The 19,066-nt window shown below is 67.7% G+C and carries 17 protein-coding genes and 1 riboswitch; of the genes, 5 read left to right on the top strand and 12 right to left on the bottom strand.

All coding sequences use genetic code 11. The features are described from left to right. Positions 1 to 69 precede the first annotated feature (69 nt). The gene (locus VPA02S_RS30870; protein WP_062367314.1) at positions 70 to 1,242 is read right to left on the bottom strand and encodes an isovaleryl-CoA dehydrogenase; all 1,173 of its coding nucleotides are present in this window, start codon (positions 1,240 to 1,242) and stop codon (positions 70 to 72) included. Between the two features lie 143 nt (positions 1,243 to 1,385). Between VPA02S_RS30870 and VPA02S_RS30865 the strand changes: the two genes are divergently transcribed. Next, positions 1,386 to 2,414, top strand: coding sequence for an AraC family transcriptional regulator (locus VPA02S_RS30865; RefSeq protein WP_062367313.1), 1,029 nt, complete (start codon positions 1,386 to 1,388; stop codon positions 2,412 to 2,414). 170 nt (positions 2,415 to 2,584) lie between these two features. Here VPA02S_RS30865 and VPA02S_RS30860 read toward each other — a convergent pair whose 3' ends face one another. The 4 genes from VPA02S_RS30860 to VPA02S_RS30845 form a co-directional block, all read right to left on the bottom strand. Beyond that, the gene (locus tag VPA02S_RS30860) at positions 2,585 to 2,911 is read right to left on the bottom strand and encodes a thioredoxin family protein (RefSeq protein ID WP_062367311.1); all 327 of its coding nucleotides are present in this window, start codon (positions 2,909 to 2,911) and stop codon (positions 2,585 to 2,587) included. Between the two features lie 99 nt (positions 2,912 to 3,010). Next, positions 3,011 to 3,703 carry an HAD family hydrolase gene (locus VPA02S_RS30855; protein ID WP_062367309.1) on the bottom strand — a complete coding sequence of 231 codons (693 nt, stop codon included), beginning with the start codon at positions 3,701 to 3,703 and terminating at the stop codon, positions 3,011 to 3,013. Between the two features lie 54 nt (positions 3,704 to 3,757). Further along, positions 3,758 to 5,644: a phosphomethylpyrimidine synthase ThiC gene (gene thiC / locus VPA02S_RS30850; RefSeq protein ID WP_015867489.1), complete on the bottom strand. Its 1,887-nt coding sequence runs from the start codon at positions 5,642 to 5,644 to the stop codon at positions 3,758 to 3,760. Positions 5,645 to 5,734: 90 nt separating this feature from the next. Then, positions 5,735 to 5,839: riboswitch (TPP riboswitch) on the bottom strand. A 26-nt stretch (positions 5,840 to 5,865) separates the two neighbouring features. Further along, on the bottom strand, positions 5,866 to 6,294 hold the full coding sequence (locus VPA02S_RS30845) for a YchJ family protein (protein ID WP_015867490.1): 429 nt from the start codon (positions 6,292 to 6,294) through the stop codon (positions 5,866 to 5,868). A 133-nt stretch (positions 6,295 to 6,427) separates the two neighbouring features. Between VPA02S_RS30845 and VPA02S_RS30840 the strand changes: the two genes are divergently transcribed. After that, positions 6,428 to 7,162 carry a helix-turn-helix transcriptional regulator gene (locus VPA02S_RS30840; RefSeq protein WP_062367307.1) on the top strand — a complete coding sequence of 245 codons (735 nt, stop codon included), beginning with the start codon at positions 6,428 to 6,430 and terminating at the stop codon, positions 7,160 to 7,162. A gap of 16 nt (positions 7,163 to 7,178) precedes the next feature. On the opposite strand, the gene iaaH is transcribed toward VPA02S_RS30840, so the two are convergent. The 7 genes from iaaH to VPA02S_RS30805 form a co-directional block, all read right to left on the bottom strand. Next, the gene (gene iaaH, locus VPA02S_RS30835) at positions 7,179 to 8,687 is read right to left on the bottom strand and encodes an indoleacetamide hydrolase (RefSeq protein ID WP_218002191.1); all 1,509 of its coding nucleotides are present in this window, start codon (positions 8,685 to 8,687) and stop codon (positions 7,179 to 7,181) included. Between the two features lie 129 nt (positions 8,688 to 8,816). Beyond that, entirely contained in the window at positions 8,817 to 9,947 is a 1,131-nt protein-coding gene (locus tag VPA02S_RS30830) for an acyl-CoA dehydrogenase family protein (RefSeq protein WP_062367305.1), read from the bottom strand. Positions 9,948 to 9,974: 27 nt separating this feature from the next. Continuing rightward, positions 9,975 to 11,225 (bottom strand): glutamate carboxypeptidase, encoded by a 1,251-nt coding sequence (locus tag VPA02S_RS30825; protein WP_062367304.1) that lies wholly within the window; start codon positions 11,223 to 11,225, stop codon positions 9,975 to 9,977. A gap of 89 nt (positions 11,226 to 11,314) precedes the next feature. Continuing rightward, on the bottom strand, positions 11,315 to 12,499 hold the full coding sequence (locus VPA02S_RS30820; RefSeq protein ID WP_018907065.1) for an acetyl-CoA C-acyltransferase: 1,185 nt from the start codon (positions 12,497 to 12,499) through the stop codon (positions 11,315 to 11,317). Positions 12,500 to 12,561: 62 nt separating this feature from the next. Continuing rightward, complete coding sequence (aceK, locus tag VPA02S_RS30815) at positions 12,562 to 14,382, bottom strand: bifunctional isocitrate dehydrogenase kinase/phosphatase (RefSeq protein WP_062367303.1); 1,821 nt, start codon at positions 14,380 to 14,382, stop codon at positions 12,562 to 12,564. Between the two features lie 4 nt (positions 14,383 to 14,386). Beyond that, positions 14,387 to 15,154 carry a carbonate dehydratase gene (can, locus tag VPA02S_RS30810; RefSeq protein WP_062367301.1) on the bottom strand — a complete coding sequence of 256 codons (768 nt, stop codon included), beginning with the start codon at positions 15,152 to 15,154 and terminating at the stop codon, positions 14,387 to 14,389. Positions 15,155 to 15,195: 41 nt separating this feature from the next. Continuing rightward, positions 15,196 to 15,594, bottom strand: a complete 399-nt coding sequence (locus tag VPA02S_RS30805) for a MerR family transcriptional regulator (RefSeq protein ID WP_015867496.1) — start codon at positions 15,592 to 15,594, stop codon at positions 15,196 to 15,198. A 122-nt stretch (positions 15,595 to 15,716) separates the two neighbouring features. On the opposite strand from VPA02S_RS30805, the gene VPA02S_RS30800 reads away from it, so the two are divergent. From VPA02S_RS30800 to VPA02S_RS30790, 3 genes are read left to right on the top strand one after another with little or no spacing between them, the layout of a single operon-like run. Continuing rightward, positions 15,717 to 16,796, top strand: coding sequence for an MBL fold metallo-hydrolase (locus VPA02S_RS30800; RefSeq protein WP_062367299.1), 1,080 nt, complete (start codon positions 15,717 to 15,719; stop codon positions 16,794 to 16,796). Positions 16,797 to 16,805: 9 nt separating this feature from the next. After that, positions 16,806 to 18,116 carry a leucine-rich repeat-containing protein kinase family protein gene (locus tag VPA02S_RS30795; RefSeq protein ID WP_062367297.1) on the top strand — a complete coding sequence of 437 codons (1,311 nt, stop codon included), beginning with the start codon at positions 16,806 to 16,808 and terminating at the stop codon, positions 18,114 to 18,116. Further along, a complete protein-coding gene (locus VPA02S_RS30790) occupies positions 18,113 to 19,024 on the top strand; it encodes a pseudouridine synthase (protein ID WP_027730332.1) in 912 nt (303 codons plus the stop codon). The genes VPA02S_RS30795 and VPA02S_RS30790 overlap by 4 nt, the downstream gene beginning before the upstream one ends. Positions 19,025 to 19,066 lie beyond the last annotated feature (42 nt).

The following is a 19,066-nucleotide window of genomic DNA, read 5'->3' as shown; positions in this document are numbered from 1 at the left end:
ATCGCTGCTGCCCTCACCCCGGCCCTCTCCCAGGGGGAGAGGGAGGAAGAAGGGGCGGCGCGCGTCATCCTAGGCGGTTTCAGCAAACAGCTCGCGCCCGATCAGCATGCGGCGGATCTCGCTCGTGCCCGCACCGATCTCGTACAGCTTGGCGTCGCGCCACAGCCGCTCGACCGGAAAGTCCTTCGTGTAGCCCACGCCGCCCAGCGCCTGGATCGCCTCGCCGGCCATCCATGTCGCTTTCTCGGCCGAATAGAGAATGGCGCCGGCCGCGTCCTTGCGGAAGGTGCGCGCGTGGTCGTTGCGGTCGCAGGCCTTGCCCACCGCGTACACATAAGCGCGCGTGGCCTGCCAGGTCGAGTACATGTCGGCGAGCTTGCCCTGCATCAGCTGGAACTCGCCGATGCTCTGGCCGAACTGCTTGCGCTCGTGGATGAAGGGCAGCACCGCGTCCATGCAGGCCGCCATGATGCCCAGCGGCCCGCCCGACAGCACCGCGCGCTCGTAGTCGAGACCGCTCATCAGCACCTTGGCGCCCATGCCTTCGCCGCCGAGCACGTTCTCTTCGGGCACTTCGCAGTTGTCGAAGAACAGCGGGTAGGTGTTGGAGCCGCGCATGCCGAGCTTGTCGAGCTTGGTGCCGGCCGAGAAGCCCTTGAAGCCCTTCTCGACGATGAAGGCCGTCATGCCGCGCGCGCCCATCTCGGGTTCGGTCTTGGCGTAGATCACGAGCGTGTCGGCGTCGCCGCCGTTGGTGATCCACATCTTGCCGCCGTTGAGCACGTAGCAGCCGTTCTTCTTCTCGGCCTTGAGCTTCATGCTCACCACGTCGGAGCCGGCGTTGGGCTCGCTCATGGCCAGCGCGCCCACGTGCTCGCCGCTCACGAGCCTGGGCAGGTATTTCTTCTTCTGCGCATCGCTGCCGTTGCGGTGGATCTGGTTGACGCACAGGTTGGAGTGCGCGCCGTACGAGAGGCCGACCGAGGCCGAGGCGCGCGACACCTCTTCCATCGCCACGATGTGGGCGAGGTAGCCCAGCTCGGTGCCGCCGAACTCTTCCTTCACCGTCATGCCGTGCAGGCCGAGCTCGCCGAGCTTCTGCCACAGGTCGTGCGGGAACAGGTTGTCGCGGTCGATGTCGGCGGCGCGCGGGGCGATCTCGTTCGCGGCAAAGTCCTGGATCGCGCTGCGCAGCGAGTCGATGGTCTCGCCCAGGTCGAAGTTCAGGCCGGGATCGTGCATGTGTGTTGTCTCCTCTGAGGGGTCGGCGCGCAGGCAGGCTGTCCCACGCGGATGGGCGCTTGGAAGAATGCAGCTTACGCCTCGCCGCGCCGCAATTGGCGCCACAATGGTTGCAAATTGCGCCACGCCGGAACCACCTGACCATGTCGTCCCCGTCCTTCCTCCGACCCGCCCGCGCCGTCACGCCGATGGCTTTCGTGAGAGCTATCGTGCAGGGCTACGAGCGCTACGGCGTCGATCCGTCCGCGGCGCTGCAAGCGGCACAGATCACGCCGCGCGAGCTGGCCCGGCCGGGCGCGCGGGTGACGGCCGCGCAGTTCGAGGCGCTGTCGGGCCATGCGATGCAGGAGCTGGACGACGAGGCGCTCGGCTGGTTCTCGCGGCGCCTGCCCTGGGGCAGCTACGGCATGCTGTGCCGCGCCTCGCTGACCTCGCCCGACCTGGGCGTGGCCATCAAGCGCTGGTGCCGCCATCACCGCCTGCTGACCGAGGACATCACGCTGGCGCTGGAGGTGTCGGGCGGCGTGGCCACGCTGCGCATCGCCGAGCACCACCCGCTGGACGAGGCCTTCCGCGAGTTCTGCCTGGTGACGAGCCTGCGCTTCTTGCACGGGTACGTCTGCTGGGCCATCGATTCGCGCATCTCGCTGCGCGACGCGACCTTTCCCTTTGCAGCGCCGCCGCACCGCGACGCCTATCCGCTGATGTTCACGCCCGAGGTGCGCTTCGATGCGCCCGAGGCGAGCATCAGCTTCGACGAGCGCTACCTCGCGCTGCCGCTGCAGCGCGACGAGCGCGCGCTGCGCACCATGCTCAAGCGGGCGCTGCCGCTCACGGTGCTGCAGTACCGGCGCGACCGGCTGCTGGGCCAGCGCGTGCGCGAGCTGCTGCGTTCGCGCGCCGCCGAGGCCACGACGGCGGAGGCGCTGGCCACGCTGCTCAACGTGTCGAGCCGCACGCTGCACCGGCAGTTGCATGAAGAAGGCACGTCACTGCAGACGCTGAAGAACGAAGTGCGCCACGAGATGGCGGTGGAGCAGTTGCGCCGCACCAGCCGGCCGATCAAGCAGGTGGCGCTGGCCGTGGGCTTTCGCAACGAGAAGAGCTTTTCGCGTGCGTTCCTGCAATGGACGGGACATGCGCCGCGGGACTTTCGGCTGCGGGGGTTGTGACGCCTTTGTTCGGGGCGGGTGCCCTGTCCAACGCTCCCGTCGATGGGGTGCCTTGCGCAGCGAAATAAAGGAGGAGGCCGCAGGCCGGGGGACATTCGCGGAGCAAGGTACCCCGTCGGCGGGAGCGCGCCCTGAATCAGCGGCGCCCTGAACAAAGGCACTTACGAAGCTCAGCCCGGCTGTGCAATCAACGCCAGCGCGTCGGCGATGGACTGGCTGTCTTCGGGACGCACCAGCTTCGCGACCTGCTGGCCGTCGCGCATGAACACCAGCGTGGGCCACAGCCGCACGTTGAACGAGCGGCCCAGCGGTCGTCCGCTGCCGTCCTCGACCTTGATGCGCGGAATCTCCGGGTACTTGGCAAAGGCCTCGGCGATATGAGGTTGGGCGGCCTTGCAGATGCCGCACCAGTTGGTGCCGAACTCGACCACCGCCGGGCCCTTCAGGGCATCGATCTCGGCGCGGTCGGGCTGCTCGGTCTTGTATTCGGAAGTCATGGGATCCGGCTCCTTGTGGACTGGCTTGCTTGATGCCATTGCAGCAGAAACGCCGCGGGCTTGCTCGCGGCAGGGGCTTGGTTTTTCCGAGCCCGTTTTTCAGGCCGGCTGCAGGCCGTGCGAAGCGAGCAGCGCGGGCAGTTCCCGCATGTCGCTGAACACCTGCAGCGCGCCGACGCTGCGCAGCGCCTCGGGGCCGCTGTGGCCCGATTCGCCGGTGCTGTAGCCGAACACCGTGGCACCCGCAGCCACGCCGGCCATCGCGCCCGTGACGGTGTCCTCGACCACCGCGCAGCGTTTCGGATCGACACCCAGCGCCTCGGCAGCGGCCAAGTAAACGTCGGGGTAGGGCTTGGAGCGCGGCATCTCGTGGCCGCTGAAGATGCGGCCTTCGAAACACTCGAGCAGGCCGACCTTCGCCAGTTGCAGCTCGACCTTGTGGCGGTCGGCGCCCGAGGCGCAGGCGATGCGGCCCCGGAGCCGCGCATGGACTTCGCGGATGGCCGCGGGGGCGTGCGCAATGGCCAAGAGGTCGCGCTCGAGCGCTTCGTTGCGGCGGGCCCTGAAGGCCTTGAGCCAGTCTTCGGTGATCCTGACGCCGGTCTTCGATTCGATGAGCGCGGTTTCGTCCTTCACGGCCTTGCCGGTGAAGGTGTTCATCGACTCTTCGGTGGTCAGGTGCCAGCCGAGTTCGCCGAGCATCTCGGCGAGCACGCGGTTGGTGATGGGTTCGGAATCGACGAGGACGCCGTCGCAGTCGAAAAGGACGGCGTCGAAGGGGAGTGGGGTCATTGCGCGGAGGGGTTCGGGGGAATTCCCCCATGGTAGCAATGACCCCGGCCGGGCTCAGGACGCGGGCTGGATCGGGATGTAGATCTCGCCGCCGCCCGCCATGAACTCCCTGGACTTCTGCGCCATTCCTTCGGCCATGGCTTCCGCCTCGGCCACGCCCTTCTTCGCCGCGTACTCGCGCACTTCCTGCGTGATCTTCATCGAGCAGAACTTCGGTCCGCACATCGAGCAGAAATGCGCCACCTTGCTCGAATCCTTGGGCAGGGTCTCGTCATGGAATTCGCGCGCCGTGTCGGGATCCAGGCCCAGGTTGAACTGGTCCTGCCAGCGGAATTCGAAGCGCGCCTTGCTGAGCGCATCGTCGCGCGAGCGCGCGCCGGGGTGCCCCTTGGCCACGTCGGCCGCATGCGCGGCGATCTTGTAGGCAATGATTCCCTGCTTGACGTCGTCGCGGTCGGGCAGGCCCAGGTGCTCCTTGGGCGTCACGTAGCAGAGCATCGCGGTGCCGGCCCAGCCGATCATCGCGGCGCCGATGGCGCTGGAGATATGGTCGTAGCCCGGTGCGATGTCGATGGTCAACGGGCCGAGCGTGTAGAACGGCGCCTCGTGGCAGTGCTTGAGCTGCTCGTCCATGTTGGCCTGGATCATGTGCATCGGCACGTGGCCCGGGCCTTCGATCATGGTCTGCACGTCGTGCTTCCATGCGATCTGCGTGAGCTCGCCCAGCGTGCGCAGCTCGGCGAACTGCGCTTCGTCGTTGGCATCGGCGCCCGAGCCCGGGCGCAGGCCGTCGCCGAGCGAGAAGCTCACGTCGTAGGCTTTCATGATGTCGCAGATGTCCTCGAAGCGCTCGTAGAGAAAGCTCTCCTTGTGGTGCGCGATGCACCACTTGGCCATGATCGAGCCGCCGCGCGAGACGATGCCCGTCATGCGGTCGGCCGTCAGGTGGATGAACGGCAGCCGCACGCCGGCATGGATGGTGAAGTAGTCGATGCCCTGCTCGGCCTGCTCGATCAGCGTGTCGCGGAAGATCTCCCAGGTCAGGTCCTCGGCCACGCCGCCCACTTTCTCGAGCGCCTGGTAGATCGGCACGGTGCCGATGGGCACGGGACTGTTGCGCACGATCCAGTCGCGCGTGGTGTGGATGTTCTTGCCGGTGGAAAGGTCCATCACGTTGTCGGCGCCCCAGCGGATCGCCCACACGAGCTTTTCCACTTCTTCCTCGATGCTCGAGGTGACGGCCGAGTTGCCGATGTTGGCGTTGATCTTGACCTTGAAGTTGCGGCCGATGGCCATCGGCTCCACTTCAGGATGGTTGATGTTGGCCGGGATGATGGCGCGGCCGCGCGCCACCTCGTCGCGCACGAACTCGGGCGTGATGATGCGCGGAATGCTGGCGCCCATCGGGTTGCCGGCCACGCGCTTGGCGCGCTCCTCGTTGGCGAGGTATTCGGCCATCCACTCGCGCTTGCCGTTCTCGCGCAGCGCCACGTATTCCATCTCGGGTGTGACGATGCCGCGGCGCGCGTAGTGCATCTGCGTGACGTTGGCGCCCGCCTTGGCGCGGCGCGGCGTGCGCTGCAGCGCCGAGGCGCCGGCCCGCAGTTCGGCGAGGCGCTGGGCATCGTGGTCGTGCGCGTGCTTCAGGCCCTCGTCGAGCGCCTGGTGCGAGCGGCCTTCGTAGCTTTCGGTGTCGTTGCGCTCGGTGATCCAGGCGCCGCGCACGCCGGGCAGGCCGCGGCGCACGTCGATCTCGACCTTGGCATCGGTGTAGGGGCCCGAGGTGTCGTAGAGCGACACGGTCTCGCCGTTGGTCAGCAGCACGTCGCGCACCGGCACGTTGAGGTCGGGCCGGCTGCCCGGGATCAGGCACTTGTGCGATGCGGGAAAGGGCTCGCGCGTGAGCGAGAGCAGGGAGGTGAACTTGTCGGGGGCATTCATGCGGGGCACTCCTTGTTGAGGGAAAGGGTGCTCCGCAATCGCTCTGAGGACTTTGGGCCGCCACGTTGGTGGGTGGGTGGCGGGACCGGAGTCGGGGAGTGCAGCTCTTCTTACGCCGGTATGACCCGGATCAAGTTCGCGGGTCGGCACTTTGCCATCTCAGCACGCCACATGCGTGCACCCCGGAGCGGGGACTATTGTGCGGGCCATGGCCCGGTGCGTCAACCGGGGGTCTGCAGATCGCCTTCGAGGTAGAACCAGCGGTCGCCCTCGCGCACGAAGCGGCTGCGCTCGTGCAGGCGCGTGGCGGCGCCGGTGCTGCTGCGCTGGCGGGCGACGAATTCGACCTCGGCATGGTCGGCGTCCAACACCGAGCGCGAACGGATGTCCAGGCCCAGCCACTTCACGCCGGGTTCGAACTCGATCGACGCCGGCCGCGTCGACGCATGCCAGGTGGCAAGCAGGTAGGGGCCGCGTTCCAGCACGAAGGCGGTATAGCGCGAGCGCATCAGCGATTCGGCGTCGGGCGCGGGCGTGCCCTCGAAATCCTCGAGGTAGCGGCCGCAGCACAGGGCATAGCCGATGGGCTTGTCTCGGCGGTCCGTGCGGCCGCAGGGGCAAGGTCCGGTGGGGGGAACAGTGGCGCTCATGAAGGCCTCTATTGGAACATCCTCCGGGCCCTTCGACCGATGGGGCAAGCCCGAGCGTCCCCGGACATCCACTCTTGGCGCAGTGCTTGCTTGCCGCTAGCCTTGCTTGTGCACACGAAAGAGCGAGGTGGCGATGTACCTGACAGGCTCCGAACAGCGGGCGCTGCGCGGCGTTTTCACGCTGCTGGCGGAAGACCGAGGCGAAATCGACATCCGCGAGCGCCTCGGCCGGGCACTGCTCGACCTGCTGCACGCGGACCAGTTCGCCTCCTTCGTCTGGAATGCCGAAACTGGCCGGTTCGACGGCCGCGTGGCCTTGAACATGGACGCAGCCAACCTCGACCGCTATGGCGAATGGCACCAGCACCACGACCCGATCACCTTCGTGCTGCAGTCGCACCGCCGTGCAACCCGCGTCACCGACGTGATGCCGCAGCGCGAATTGATGCGCACCGAATTCTTCACCGACTTTCTCTCGCGCGACGGGCTGCACTGGGGCATGAACCTGCACGCTTTCCAGGGCAACCGCGCGCTGGGCGACCTGCGCGTCTGGCGGCGCAAGGGCCGCGGCGATTTCGGCGACCACGAGAAGGCGCTGCTCGACCTGATCGAGCCCGCCTTCATCGGTGCATTGCAGCGCGCACAGCGCACGGCGGCATTTGCGCCGATGCCCGCCGAAGCCCTCTGGCGTGCCTTGAGCGGACGCGAACAGGAGGTTGCGCGGGCCGTGTGCGAAGGCCTGACCGACAAGGAGATCGCGCGCCGGATGACGGTGAGCGTGCCGACGGTGCGCACCTATCTGCGGCGGATCTTCGACAAGCTCGGCATCGAGCGCCGTTCGGCGCTGGCCGGCCTGGCCCGGCGCTGATACGGCCGCAGGCGCCCTACTTCGCCTTCGGAGCGGGCAGGCGGCCCAGCACGTTCTCGACCGCGAGGCCCAGGGCGAGCAGCTGGCGATCGCTGCCGGACGGCCCGTCCAGTTCCAGTCCCACGGGCAGCCCGCTGGTCGCACCGAGGCCCGAGGGCAGTTGCACGCCTGGAATGCCGGCGTTGCTGCCGGGGTCGGTGTTCTGAATCAGCGCGCCGAAGTTCTCGGGGCTGCTGGCTTCGGGCGCGGCCACCGGCGCCACCCGCGGCACGGTCGGGAACACAAGCGCATCGAGCCGGTGCTGCGCGAAGGTGTCGCGGTAGAGCTTCTGCAATGCGGGCCGCGCCACGCGCATCGCGTTGTCGTAGGCCGGCTTCGCATCGACAGTGCCGTTCGGCGCGGGCAGCTTGCGCGGGATCACGAAGGCCTCGAAGGTGCCCTTGACGTCGGGGCTCGCGATGCCGGCCGTGAGCTGCGCGATGTCGATGCCGGTGCGGTACTTCGCGAGGTAGGCAACCATGTCGCCGTGTGCCTCGTAGAGCGCAACCGGAAAGCCGATGGCGCCATTGAGCTCCATGAGCTTGGGCATCTCCACGTCCACCAGCATGACGCCCGCCGCGCGCAGCTTGCCGAGCGCCGCGTCAGTGGCGGCGCGCGTGTCGGCGTCGAGATTCGCATAGAAGGCCGGCACCACGCCCAGGCGCACGCGCTTCAGATCGGCTGGCTTCAGCGGCGCGCCGCCCGCAATCACGCGATCGAGCAGCGCGACGTCGGCCATCGACTGCGCCATCGGCCCCGCGGTGTCGCGCGTGTGCGAGATCGGCGCGATGCCCTGCTGCGAATAGCGCCCCATGGTCGGGCGCAGCGAAGCGCAGCCGTTGAACGCGCACGGAATGCGCACCGAGCCGCCCGTGTCGGTGCCCAGCGCCGCCGGCGCCATGCGCGCACCGAGCGCCGCACCGTTGCCCGAGGACGACCCGCCCGCCACGCGGGTCGCGTCGTAGGCATTGCGCACGCCCACCTCGGGGCCGGTCTGGAACGCGGGGTTGTAGCCCGTGACGCCGAAGGCCAGCTCGTGCATGTTCGTCTTGCCCAGAATGACGGCGCCCGCGGCGCGCAGCTTCGCGACCACGGGCGCATCAGCCCTGGGCACAAAGCCCTTGAGCGCCGGCGAGCCGGCCGTGGCGGGCAGGCCCTGAACCTGGATGTTGTCCTTGATGACGACCGGCAATCCGGCCAGCGGCTTGCAGGCGCCGCCGCGCCTGCGCCCGGCATCGGCCGCGCGCGCGGCCTTCAGTGCGCCGGCCTCGTCCAGCGTGATGAAGGCGTTGAGGTCCGCCTTCTCCTTTGCCTGCGCAAGGTACGCCGTCACGAGCTGCTCGCTGCTCAGCGTGCCGGCACAGAGCTGTTGCACGGCATCGCTCGCTGTCAGCGTGGCAATGCCGGCGGCGTCGGGCTGCGCCTGTGCGGATGCACCGAGGCACAGCAGGGCCGCGGTGAAGGAAAGGAGTCTGAAAACGGACATGGCAAGAACCTCCGACGAAGAGGACGCCATGCTGCGCCGCGGGCGCCGTCCTGTCTGTCATCGAAACCGATGACACGGCATGAACGCTTGGCTGGAACGTCAGCCGCAGTGCGCGGCGCGCGCCGGCACTCAAGCCATTGCGCGCTGGATCAGCAGCTTCTGGATGTCCGAGGTGCCTTCGTAGATCTGGCACACCCGCACGTCGCGATAAATGCGCTCGAGCGGAAAGTCGTTCACGTAGCCATAGCCGCCCAGCGTCTGGATCGCGGCGCTGCAGACGCGCTCGGCCATTTCGCTCGCGAACAGCTTGGCCATGGCGGCTTCCTTGAGGCACGGGCGGCCGGCGTCTCGCAGGCTGGCGGCGTGCCAGATCAGCTGGCGCGCGGCTTCGAGCTGCGTGGCGCACTCGGCCAGCCTGAAACCGACGGCCTGCTGGTCGAAGATCGCCCCGCCGAAGGCCTGGCGTTCCTTGGCATAGGCCAGCGCCACGTCGAAGGCGCTGCGCGCCATGCCCACGCTCTGCGCCGCAATGCCGATGCGGCCGCCCTCGAGCGCGCCCAGCGCGATCTTGTAGCCCTCGCCCTCGGCGCCGATGAGGTTTTCCACCGGGATGCGGCAGCCGTCGAAATTGATCTGCGCGGTGTCGCTGCTGTGCTGGCCCAGCTTGTCCTCGAGCCGCGCCACGCTGTAGCCCGGCGCATCGGTCGGCACGATGAAAGCGCTCATGCCGCGCTTGCCCGCGCCCCTGTCGGTCACCGCGATGACGATGGCGACCTGGCCGTTCTTGCCGCTGGTGATGAACTGCTTCACGCCGTCGATCACGTAGCCATCGCCGTCCTTGCGCGCCGTGGTGCGCAGGCTCGATGCATCGCTGCCGGCCTGCGGCTCGGTGAGGCAGAAGGCGCCGAGCATCCGGCCCTGCGCCAGCGGCTCGAGCCACTGCGTCTTCTGCTGCGCGTTGCCATAGCGCATGAGGATCGCATTGACCGGGCAGTTGGTCACGCTGATGGCGGTGCTGGTGCCGCCGTCGCCGGCCGCGATTTCTTCCAACACCAGCGCGAGCGTGAGGTAGTCGAGGCCCGCGCCGCCGTGCTCCTCGGGCACGCAGATGCCGTAGGCACCGAGCGCCGCGAGGCCCTGGTGGGCTTCCTTCGGGAAGCTGTGCTCGCGGTCCCACTTGGGGGCGTTGGGCCAGAGCTCGGCCTGCGAAAAATCGCGCACCGCGTCGCGGATGGCTTCCTGGTCGGCACTGAGCAGCATGGCGTTGTCTCCTGTCCTTTTTCTTGCTTACTTGCCGGCGCCCAGGTCCATGATGAGCCGCGCCGCCATGTACAGGCGCCTTGGAATCGCGCTGATGTCGACGTACTCGGCCTTGTCGCTGTGGTAGCCGAAGCCCGGCAGGCCCAGGCTCTCGATCACGGGCTTGCCCGAGAGCGCCGCGTAGGCCGCGTCGGTGCCGCCGCCGGTGCGCTCTTCCACGCCCAGCGTGCCGCCGGCTTCCTTGTAGTAGGCCACGGCCTTGTCGACCAGCTTCTTGCCGCCTTCGCCGGCGTTGAAGGCCGGACGGCCGCGCGTGACCACCACCTTGACATCGGATTCGGGCAGCTTCTTCTGCTGCGCCTTTTCTTCGAGCGTCTTCATGGCGGCCTCGAAGTCCTCGTTCTGCGCATAGCGCACGTCGGCGTTCAGCGTGGCGCTGGCCGGAATGATGTTCGACACGTTGCCGGCCTTGGACATGGTCCAGTTGAAGCGCAGGTGCCTGGCCTTGTCGTCGATGCTCATGGTGCGCAGCACGAGGTCCGAGGCCTCGACCAGCGCGTTCACGCCCAGGTCGGGCGCGGCGCCCGCATGCGAGGCCTTGCCGATGATGTTGACCTGCACGTAGGCAATGCCCGAAGTGCCGAGCGAGAGCTTCTCGTCGCCCGCGCTCGTGGGTTCGAACGAGAGCACGTAGTCGGCCTGCTTGGCTTCTTCCTGGATCAGGTCGCGCGAGCCGAAGGAGCCTTTTTCCTCGTCGGTGTTGAACAGCACGGTGATGGTGCCGTAGTCGCGCACGCCGTAGTCCTTGAGCAGCTTCAGCGTGTGCAGGATGACGGCGTTGCCGCCCTTGTCGTCGGCAATGCCGGGGCCGTAGGCCTTGTTGCCTTCGATGCGGAACGGCGCCTTGGCGAGCGTGCCCTTGAGGTACACGGTGTCCATGTGCGACATCAGCAGCAGGTTCTTGCCGCCCCGGCCCTTGAGCTTGCCGACGATGTTGTCGCCCACCACGAGGCCGGCCGACTTGCTGCGCGTGACGGTGAAGCCAAGATTCTTGAGCTCGCCCTCGAGGTAGTTGCCCGCGGCCGCAATGCCCTCGGCATCCCCCGTGCCGGTTTCGATGTTGACCAGCTGCTCCAGCGTCTTGAGCACGGCGGGCTGCGCATCGGTGGCGGCCTGGAACAGCACGTTGTCGCGCTTCTGCGCCCAGCCGGCGGCTGGCGCCAGCAAGGCGGTGGCCAGCAGGGCTGCGAGCATGGTGCGTTGATTGAATGGGCGCATGAAGAATCTCCTGGCGTCTGTCTGCAGTATTCGTAGAGAGAAAACCACGAAGCGCCCCGGCAAGGGGCGCTTGCGGCGTTTGTTTTTTGTTAGAGCAACTCGAGTGCCACGGCGGTGCCTTCGCCCCCGCCGATGCACAGCGTGGCCACGCCGCGCTTCTTGCCGCGCGCCTTCAGCGCATGGATCAAAGTGACCATGATGCGCGCGCCGCTGGCGCCGATCGGGTGGCCCAGCGCGCAGGCGCCGCCGTTCACATTGACGATCTCGTGCGACACGTCGAGCTCGTGCATCAGCGCCATCGGCACCACCGCGAAAGCCTCGTTCACTTCCCACAGGTCCACGTCCTTGACGCTCCAGCCGGTCTTCTTGAACAGCTTGGCCACGGCGCCGACCGGCGCGGTGGAGAACCATTCGGGCTGCTGCGCATGCGTGGCGTGGCCGACGATGCGGGCGATCGGCCTGGCGCCGATCTTCTTGGCGTGCGACTCGGTCATCATCACCAGCGCGGCGGCGCCGTCGTTGATCGACGAGCTCGATGCGGCGGTGATGGTGCCGTTCTCTTTCTTGAACGCGGGCTTGAGCGTGGCGATCTTGTCGAGCTTGACCTTGCCCGGGCCTTCGTCGATGGAAATGACGGTGTCGCCGCCGCGGCCCTTCACGGTGATGGGCGTGATCTCGTCCTTGAACGCGCCGGATTCGGTGGCGGCCTTGGCGCGCTGCACGCTGGCAATGGCAAACGCATCTTGCTGCTCGCGCGTGAACTTGTACTTGGCGGCGCAGTCCTCGCCGAAGGTGCCCATCGAGCGGCCCGGCTGGTAGGCGTCTTCGAGGCCGTCGAGCATCATGTGGTCGAAGATGCGGTCATGGCCCATGCGGTAGCCGCCGCGGCCCTTGAGCATGAGGTAGGGCGCGTTGGTCATGCTTTCCATGCCGCCGGCCACCATCACCTCGTGCGTGCCGGCCAAGAGCAGGTCGTGCGCGAGCATCGCGGCCTTCATGGCCGAGCCGCACATCTTGCTGAGCGTGACCGCGCCCGCGCTGTCGGGCAGGCCGCCCTTGTAGGCCGCCTGGCGCGCCGGCGCCTGGCCCTGGCCGGCCATCAGGCAATTTCCGAACAGCACTTCGCCCACGCTGTCGGGCGCGATGCCGGCGCGCTCCACGGCGGCCTTGATGGCGGCGCCGCCGAGGTCGTGCGCGGCAAGGGAAGAGAAGTCGCCCTGGAAGCTCCCCATGGGGGTGCGGGCGGCGCCGACGATGACGATGGATTCAGGCATGGTGGTCTCCTTCGGAAAAGTGGAAAGAAAAAAGGAAGCGGTCGTTGCCGACCGGGGCTCGATCAGAAATGGGTCGCATGGCCCTCGTGCGGAAAGCGCTGCGACTCCTCGTACGGGAACACGTCGAGCATCTGGCCGGCCCGGATGCGCTCCTTGTGGTGCTGCCAGAAGGCAGCGTCGAGCAGGTCGGCATGGTGCGCCATGAAGGCTTTGCGCACCGCGTCGTTGCCGAGCAGGAAAGGCTCGAAGGTTTCCGGGAACACGTCCTTCGGGCCCACCGAATACCAGACCTCGCCGCTCATCTCGTCTTCCTCGTTGCGCGGCGCGGGCACCTTGCGGAACTGGCAGTCTGTGATGTATTCGATCTCGTCGTAGTCGTAGAAGACCACCTTGCCGCCGCGCGTGACGCCGAAGTTCTTCCACAGCATGTCGCCCGGAAAGATGTTGGCCGCCACCATGTCCTTGATGGCGTTGCCGTACTCGACCACCGCATGCTCGAGCTGCTCCTGCGCGCGCTTGGCGTGGGCCGGGCTTTCGGGGTTGGCGAGCGTGTCGAAGGCCTCCTGCAGGAAGATGTTGAGCGGGATCATGCGGCGCTCGATGTAGACGTGCTTGAGCACGAGCTCCATCTCCCCGTTGCCGTCGGGGTCGCCGATCTCGAGCTGGCTGGGCGCGAATTTGCGGATCTCGTCGATCAGCTCGGGCTCGAAGCGGTCGAGCGGAAAACCAACGTCGCTGTATTCGAGCGTGTCGGCCATGCGGCCCACGCGGTCGTGCTGCTTCACGAGCATGTACTTGCCCTTGATCTGCTCGCGCGTGGTGTCCTTCTGCGGCGGATAGAAGTCCTTGATGACCTTGAACACGAACGGGAACGACGGCAGGTCGAACACCAGCATGACCATGCCCTTGATGCCGGGCGCGATGCGGAAGCGGTCGCTCGAGTAGTTCAGGTGCGAGAGGAAGTCGCGGTAGAACAGCGTCTTGCCTTGCTTGGCAAGGCCCAGTGCGTTGTAGATTTCGGCGCGCGGCTTGCGCGGCATGAGCGAGCGCAGGAACTGCACGCAGGCCGAGGGCACTTCCATGTCGACCATGAAGTAGGCGCGCGCAAAGCTGAAGAGCATCTGCAGATCGTCCTCGCCGAAGAGCGCCGCGTCCACGTAGAACTTGCCATGGCTGTCGTGCAGGATCGGCAGCGAGAACGGGAGTTCGACGAAGCCGTTCATGATCTTGCCGACCACGTAGGCGCCCTTGTTGCGGTAGAACAGCCCCGAGAGCACCTGCAGCTGGAAGTTGGCGCGCAGCTTCACCTGGTGGAAGCGCCCCATGATGGCGTGCGCCACGCGCTCGGCATCGCGCCGCTTGTTGGCAAAGCCGCCCTGCAGGCCGTAGTCGTCCAGCATCTGCTCGATGGTGTCGGCCAGCGTGTCGTGCGAGGGGTAGTAGGGCCTGTACGTGGGCGCGCCGCGCGGCTCGATGTACTCGGTGCTGATGGCCGGGCGAACGAAGATGAAGTCGTTCTGGAAGTAGGCCCGGTGCAGGATCTTCGTGGTCACCGAATTGAAGAAGCTCTCGGCCAGCTCGGGCTGGTGATGGTCCACCAGCAGGCCGATGAAGTGCAGCTTGACCTGGTGCCACACCTCCATCGGCTGGTCGCCGGCCTTGAACTCTTTCTCGAGCCGGGCCACGGCCTCGTTCACGCGCATGTCGTAGAACTCGATGCGCTCGCGCTGCGCGCGCTGCTGGCCGTGCCAGTCGGCCGTTTCGAAGCGGTGCTTGGCACGCGCCGACTCGGCGCGGAACAGCGTGTAGTGGCGATTGAACCCGTCGATCATCGCCTTGGCGATGTCGTAGGCCAGCGGTGAGTCGAGACGCTGCGGGAACATGGGTTCAGCCGGTTTTCGTTCCGGTGCTCTCGATGGCCTGGGCACCGGCCGCGGCGGCATCGATGCCTTCGGTCCCGTCGGCCCCGGCCTGCGCCGACGGCGAGGCTCCCGCGGGCTTGCTCCACTTGTAGCGGATGCGCTGCACCGCGGCCTTGTAGACCGCGTCGAGCGGCCTGGCGCCATCGACGTTCAGGCCCAGGTCCTGCAGCAGGCCGTCGTGCACGCCGAAGGTCCAGCCGTGGATCTTGACCTTCTGGCCGCGGCCCCAGGCATCGACCATGACGGTGCTGACGGCCACGTTGACCACCTGCTCGGCCACGTTGAGCTCGCACAGCGCATCGACGCGCACGTCCTCGGGCAGGGAATCGAGCATTACGGCATGGCGGTCGCGCACGTCCTGGATGTGGCGGATCCAGTTGTCGGCCAGGCCGATGCGCTTGCCGCTGAGCGCCGCCTTCACGCCGGCGCAGCCGTAGTGGCCCACCACCATGATGTGCTCGACCTTCAGGTGCTCGACCGCGAACTGGATCGCCGAGAGCGCGTTGAGGTCGGAGTGCACCACGATGTTGGCGACGTTGCGGTGCACGAACACCTCGCCCGGCTCCAGGCCGGTGATCTGGTTGGCGGGCACGCGGCTGTCGGAGCAGCCGATCCACATGTAGCGCGGCGTCTGCTGCTTCACCAGGCCGGTGAAGAAGCCGGGCCGGTCGCGTTCCATCTGTGCGGACCAGGCACGGTTGTGGGCAAACAGGTCATCAAGATTGTCGGACATGGGCGTGATTGTCGATGAGTCGTGGTGGTTCGGTCGGGATCTCAGGCCGCTCTGGCCGCTTTCTGTGCCTTGGCCAGGGCCGCGCGGCCCTTTTTCTCGTGCTCGCGCACTTCCGCCAGGTTGGCCTGCAGCTCGGCCAGCTGCGCCTCGAGCTGGGCGCGGTGCGCACCCAGCACGCCCAGGAACTTCTGCAGCTGCGGCACGGTGTCGCGCGGGCTGTCGTACATGTCGAGGATGTCCCTGGCCTCGGTCAAGCTCAGGCCCAGGCGCTTGGCACGCAGCGTGAGCGTGAGCCGCGCCCGGTCGCGCGCGCTGTAGACGCGCTGCACGCCGGCGCGCTCGGGCGTGAGCAGCCCCATGTCTTCATAGAAGCGGATGGCGCGCGTCGTGAGGTCGAATTCCTTCGCGAGCTGGCTGATGGTGAAGGTTTGCGCGGACATTGGACTGGGATCTGCCGAAAAAAGCCGTCTGGAGGGGCGTTGCGGCGGCGACAGCAGGATGGCCCCGCTCTGCCTACAATGATGCCCTCAACCCATGACGTTTACGTAAACGTCAATCTTACATGAACCTCCTCGAACGCGAACTCCACTACCCCCTGGGCGACACCCTGCCCGCCCCCGGCGAAGCACTGGAAGTCGCGCCGGGCGTGCGATGGATCCGCATGCGGCTGCCGTTCGCGCTCGACCACATCAACCTCTGGCTGCTGCGCGACAGCCTCGACGGCGTCGAGGGCTGGACCGTGGTCGACTGCTGCATCGCGCACGACGAAGCCCGCGCGCAGTGGGAGCATGTGTTCGAAACCCAGTTGCAGGGCCTGCCGATCCTGCGCGTGATCGTCACCCACATGCACCCCGACCACATCGGCCTGGCCGAATGGCTGTGCACGCGCTGGAACGCGCCGCTGTGGATCAGCTCGACCGACTACCACGTGGCGCGCGTGCTGAGCACCGCCGGCGACACGCTGGCGGGCGGCGATGCGGCGGCGAGCTTCTTTGCCTCGCACGGCCTCGTCGACCCCGAGGCGGTGGCCAAGATCCGCGCCCGCACCAACTACTACGCCAACATGGTGCCCTCCGTGCCCGACCGCTTCACGCGCATGATGGACGGCGACACCGTGGCCATCAACGGCCACGCCTGGCGCTGCATCAGCGGCTACGGCCATGCGCCCGAGCACATCGCGCTGTACTGCGACGATCTCAAGCTGCTGCTGGGCGGCGACATGATGCTGCCGCGCATCTCGACCAACGTGAGCGTGCATGCAGGCGAGCCCGAAGCCAATTCGCTGCGGCTCTTCCTGGACAGCATCGACAAGTTCAAGGCACTGCCGGCCGACACGCTGGGCCTGCCCTCGCACGGCAAGCCGTTCACGGGCATTCACCGCCGCGTCGACCAGCTGCAGGAGCACCACCGCGACCGCCTGGCCGAACTGCTCGAAGCCTGCACCGCGCGCCCGCTGACCGCGGCCGAGGGCCTGCCGATCCTGTTCAAGCGCGAACTCGATCTGCACCAGATGACTTTCGCCATGGGCGAGACCGTGGCGCACCTGCACCTGCTGTGGTTCGCGGGCCAGGTCCGGCGCGAGCTCGGCGAGGACGGCATCTACCGCTTCGGACCCCGCAGCGCCACGGCCCGGGCACTTTAGACTCGGTGGATGGACACGCTGGCTGAGCTGCGCGCGGGCCGGCTGGCAGGCGCAAGACGAATCGATCTCTCGTGCGGACTCACCGAGTTTCCGCGCGAGATCTTCGACCTGGCCGATTCGCTCGAGACACTGAACCTCTCCGGCAATGCGCTCGACGCATTGCCCGACGACCTCGGCCGGCTGCACCGCCTGCGCGTGCTGTTCTGCTCCGACAACCGCTTCACGCGGCTGCCCGAATCCATCGGCCAGTGCCAGGCGCTGGAGATGGTCGGATTCAAGGCCAACCGCATCCGCACCGTGCCTGCCGCCGCGCTGCGGCTGCCGTCGCTGCGCTGGCTGATCCTCACGGACAACCAGATCGAGACCCTGCCCGAGGCGCTGGGCCAATGCACCGCCATGCAGAAGCTCATGCTGGCCGGCAACCGGCTGCGTGCGCTGCCGGAATCGCTGGCGGCCTGCGGCCGGCTCGAGCTGCTGCGCATTTCGGCCAACAACTTCGAGGCGCTGCCCGCATGGCTGCTGGCGCTGCCGCGCCTGTCGTGGCTCGCGGGTGCAGGCAACCCCTTTGACATGCAGGCCGAGCAGGCAGCCATCGCCGCGCAGTCGGTGCCGCATGTCGACTGGCGCGACCTGGCGCTGGGACAGAAGCTCGGCGAAGGTGCATCGGGCGTCATCCACCAGGCGGTGCTGGGCCCCGCGTCGCGGCCGGTGGCCGTCAAGCTGTTCAAGGGCGCGGTCACCAGCGACGGCTGGCCGCACAGCGAGATGGCCGCCAGCATCGCGGCCGGCGCGCATCCGACACTGATCGCCGCACAAGGCCGGATCGATGGACATCCGGACGGCACCCAGGGCCTCGTCATGGCGCTGGTGGATCCGTCTTTCCGCACGCTCGCCGGCCCGCCGAGCCTCGCGTCCTGCACGCGCGACGTCTATGCGGCCGATGCGCAGTGGACTTCCGCCGTGGCCTTGCGCATGGCCCGCGACATCGCGTCCGCCATGCGGCACCTGCATGCGCGCGGCATGCTGCACGGCGACCTCTACGCACACAACATCCTCTGGAACGCGCAAGGCGGCGGACTGCTCGGCGATTTCGGTGCGGCCTGGATGACGGGCGCACTCGACACGGCGCAAGCCCAGGCACTGCAGCGGCTGGAGATGCGCGCCTTCGGCTGCCTGCTGGAAGAACTGCTCGAGCGCTGCAGCGACGCGCCGCCGCACACCATCGTGGTGCTGAAGGACCGCTGCCTGCAGGCCGATGCGTCCGCGCGGCCCTCGTTCGCCGAGGCCTTGGCGCTGCTCCAGGGCGAGCTCTCGCCATGACGGGCCAGCGCCTGCCCCTGCCCACGCGCGACGGCGTCGGCCCGAGCTGCGTCGGCCTTCCGCAAGGCGCATGGCCCACCATCGCCGAGTTCCTGATCGAACGCTTTCCGGCAATCACGCGCGAGGCCTGGCTGGCCCGCATGGAAGCCCGCGACGTGGTCGACGAGCACGGCGTCCCCGTGACCGCGCAGCGCCGCTACCAGGCGCCATTGCGCGTGTACTACTACCGCACGCTCGATGCCGAGGTGCGCATTCCCTTCGACGAGCAGGTGCTGTTCCAGGACGACCAGCTCGTGGTCGTGGACAAGCCCCCGTTCCTGCCCGTGACCCCCACCGGCAAGTACCTGCAGGAGAGCCTGCTGGTGCGGCTCAAGCGCAAGCTGAAGCTCGACGACCTGGTGCCGCTGCACCGCATCGACCGCAGCACCGCGGGGCTGGTGCTGTTCTCGGTGCGTCCCGAAACGCGCGGCGCCTACCAGGCCATGTTCCCCGAGCGCCGCATCGACAAGCACTACGAGGCCGTGGTGCCGTGGCAGCCGGGCGTGTCGTCGGTGCCCGGCACCTACCGCAGCCGGCTGGTCGACGACGACCATTTCATGCGCGTGAAGGAAGAGGCCGGCGAGCCCAATTCGGAAACGCGCATCGCCGTGGAACAGGCGGCGGGCGGCCACGCCCTGCTGAGGCTCTCGCCGGTCACCGGCCGCAAGCACCAGCTGCGGGTGCACTGCATGGCGCTGGGCATGCCGATCGTCAACGATCCGTTCTACCCCGTGCTGCTGCCGCCCGACAGCGACGACTTCGACAAGCCCTTGCAGCTGCTGGCCAAGTCGGTGGCGTTCCAGGATCCGGTGAGCGGCGAGCTGCGCCGCTTCACGAGTCCGCGCAGCCTGGCACTGCCGCCAAGGTGACGCCCCGCGGGCACGCCGCGCACTAAGCTCGTTTCCTGAAAA

The sequence above is a fragment of the Variovorax paradoxus NBRC 15149 genome (assembly GCF_001591365.1).
Lineage (GTDB): Bacteria > Pseudomonadota > Gammaproteobacteria > Burkholderiales > Burkholderiaceae_C > Variovorax > Variovorax paradoxus.
This window is presented reverse-complemented; position numbering and strand designations above follow the sequence as displayed.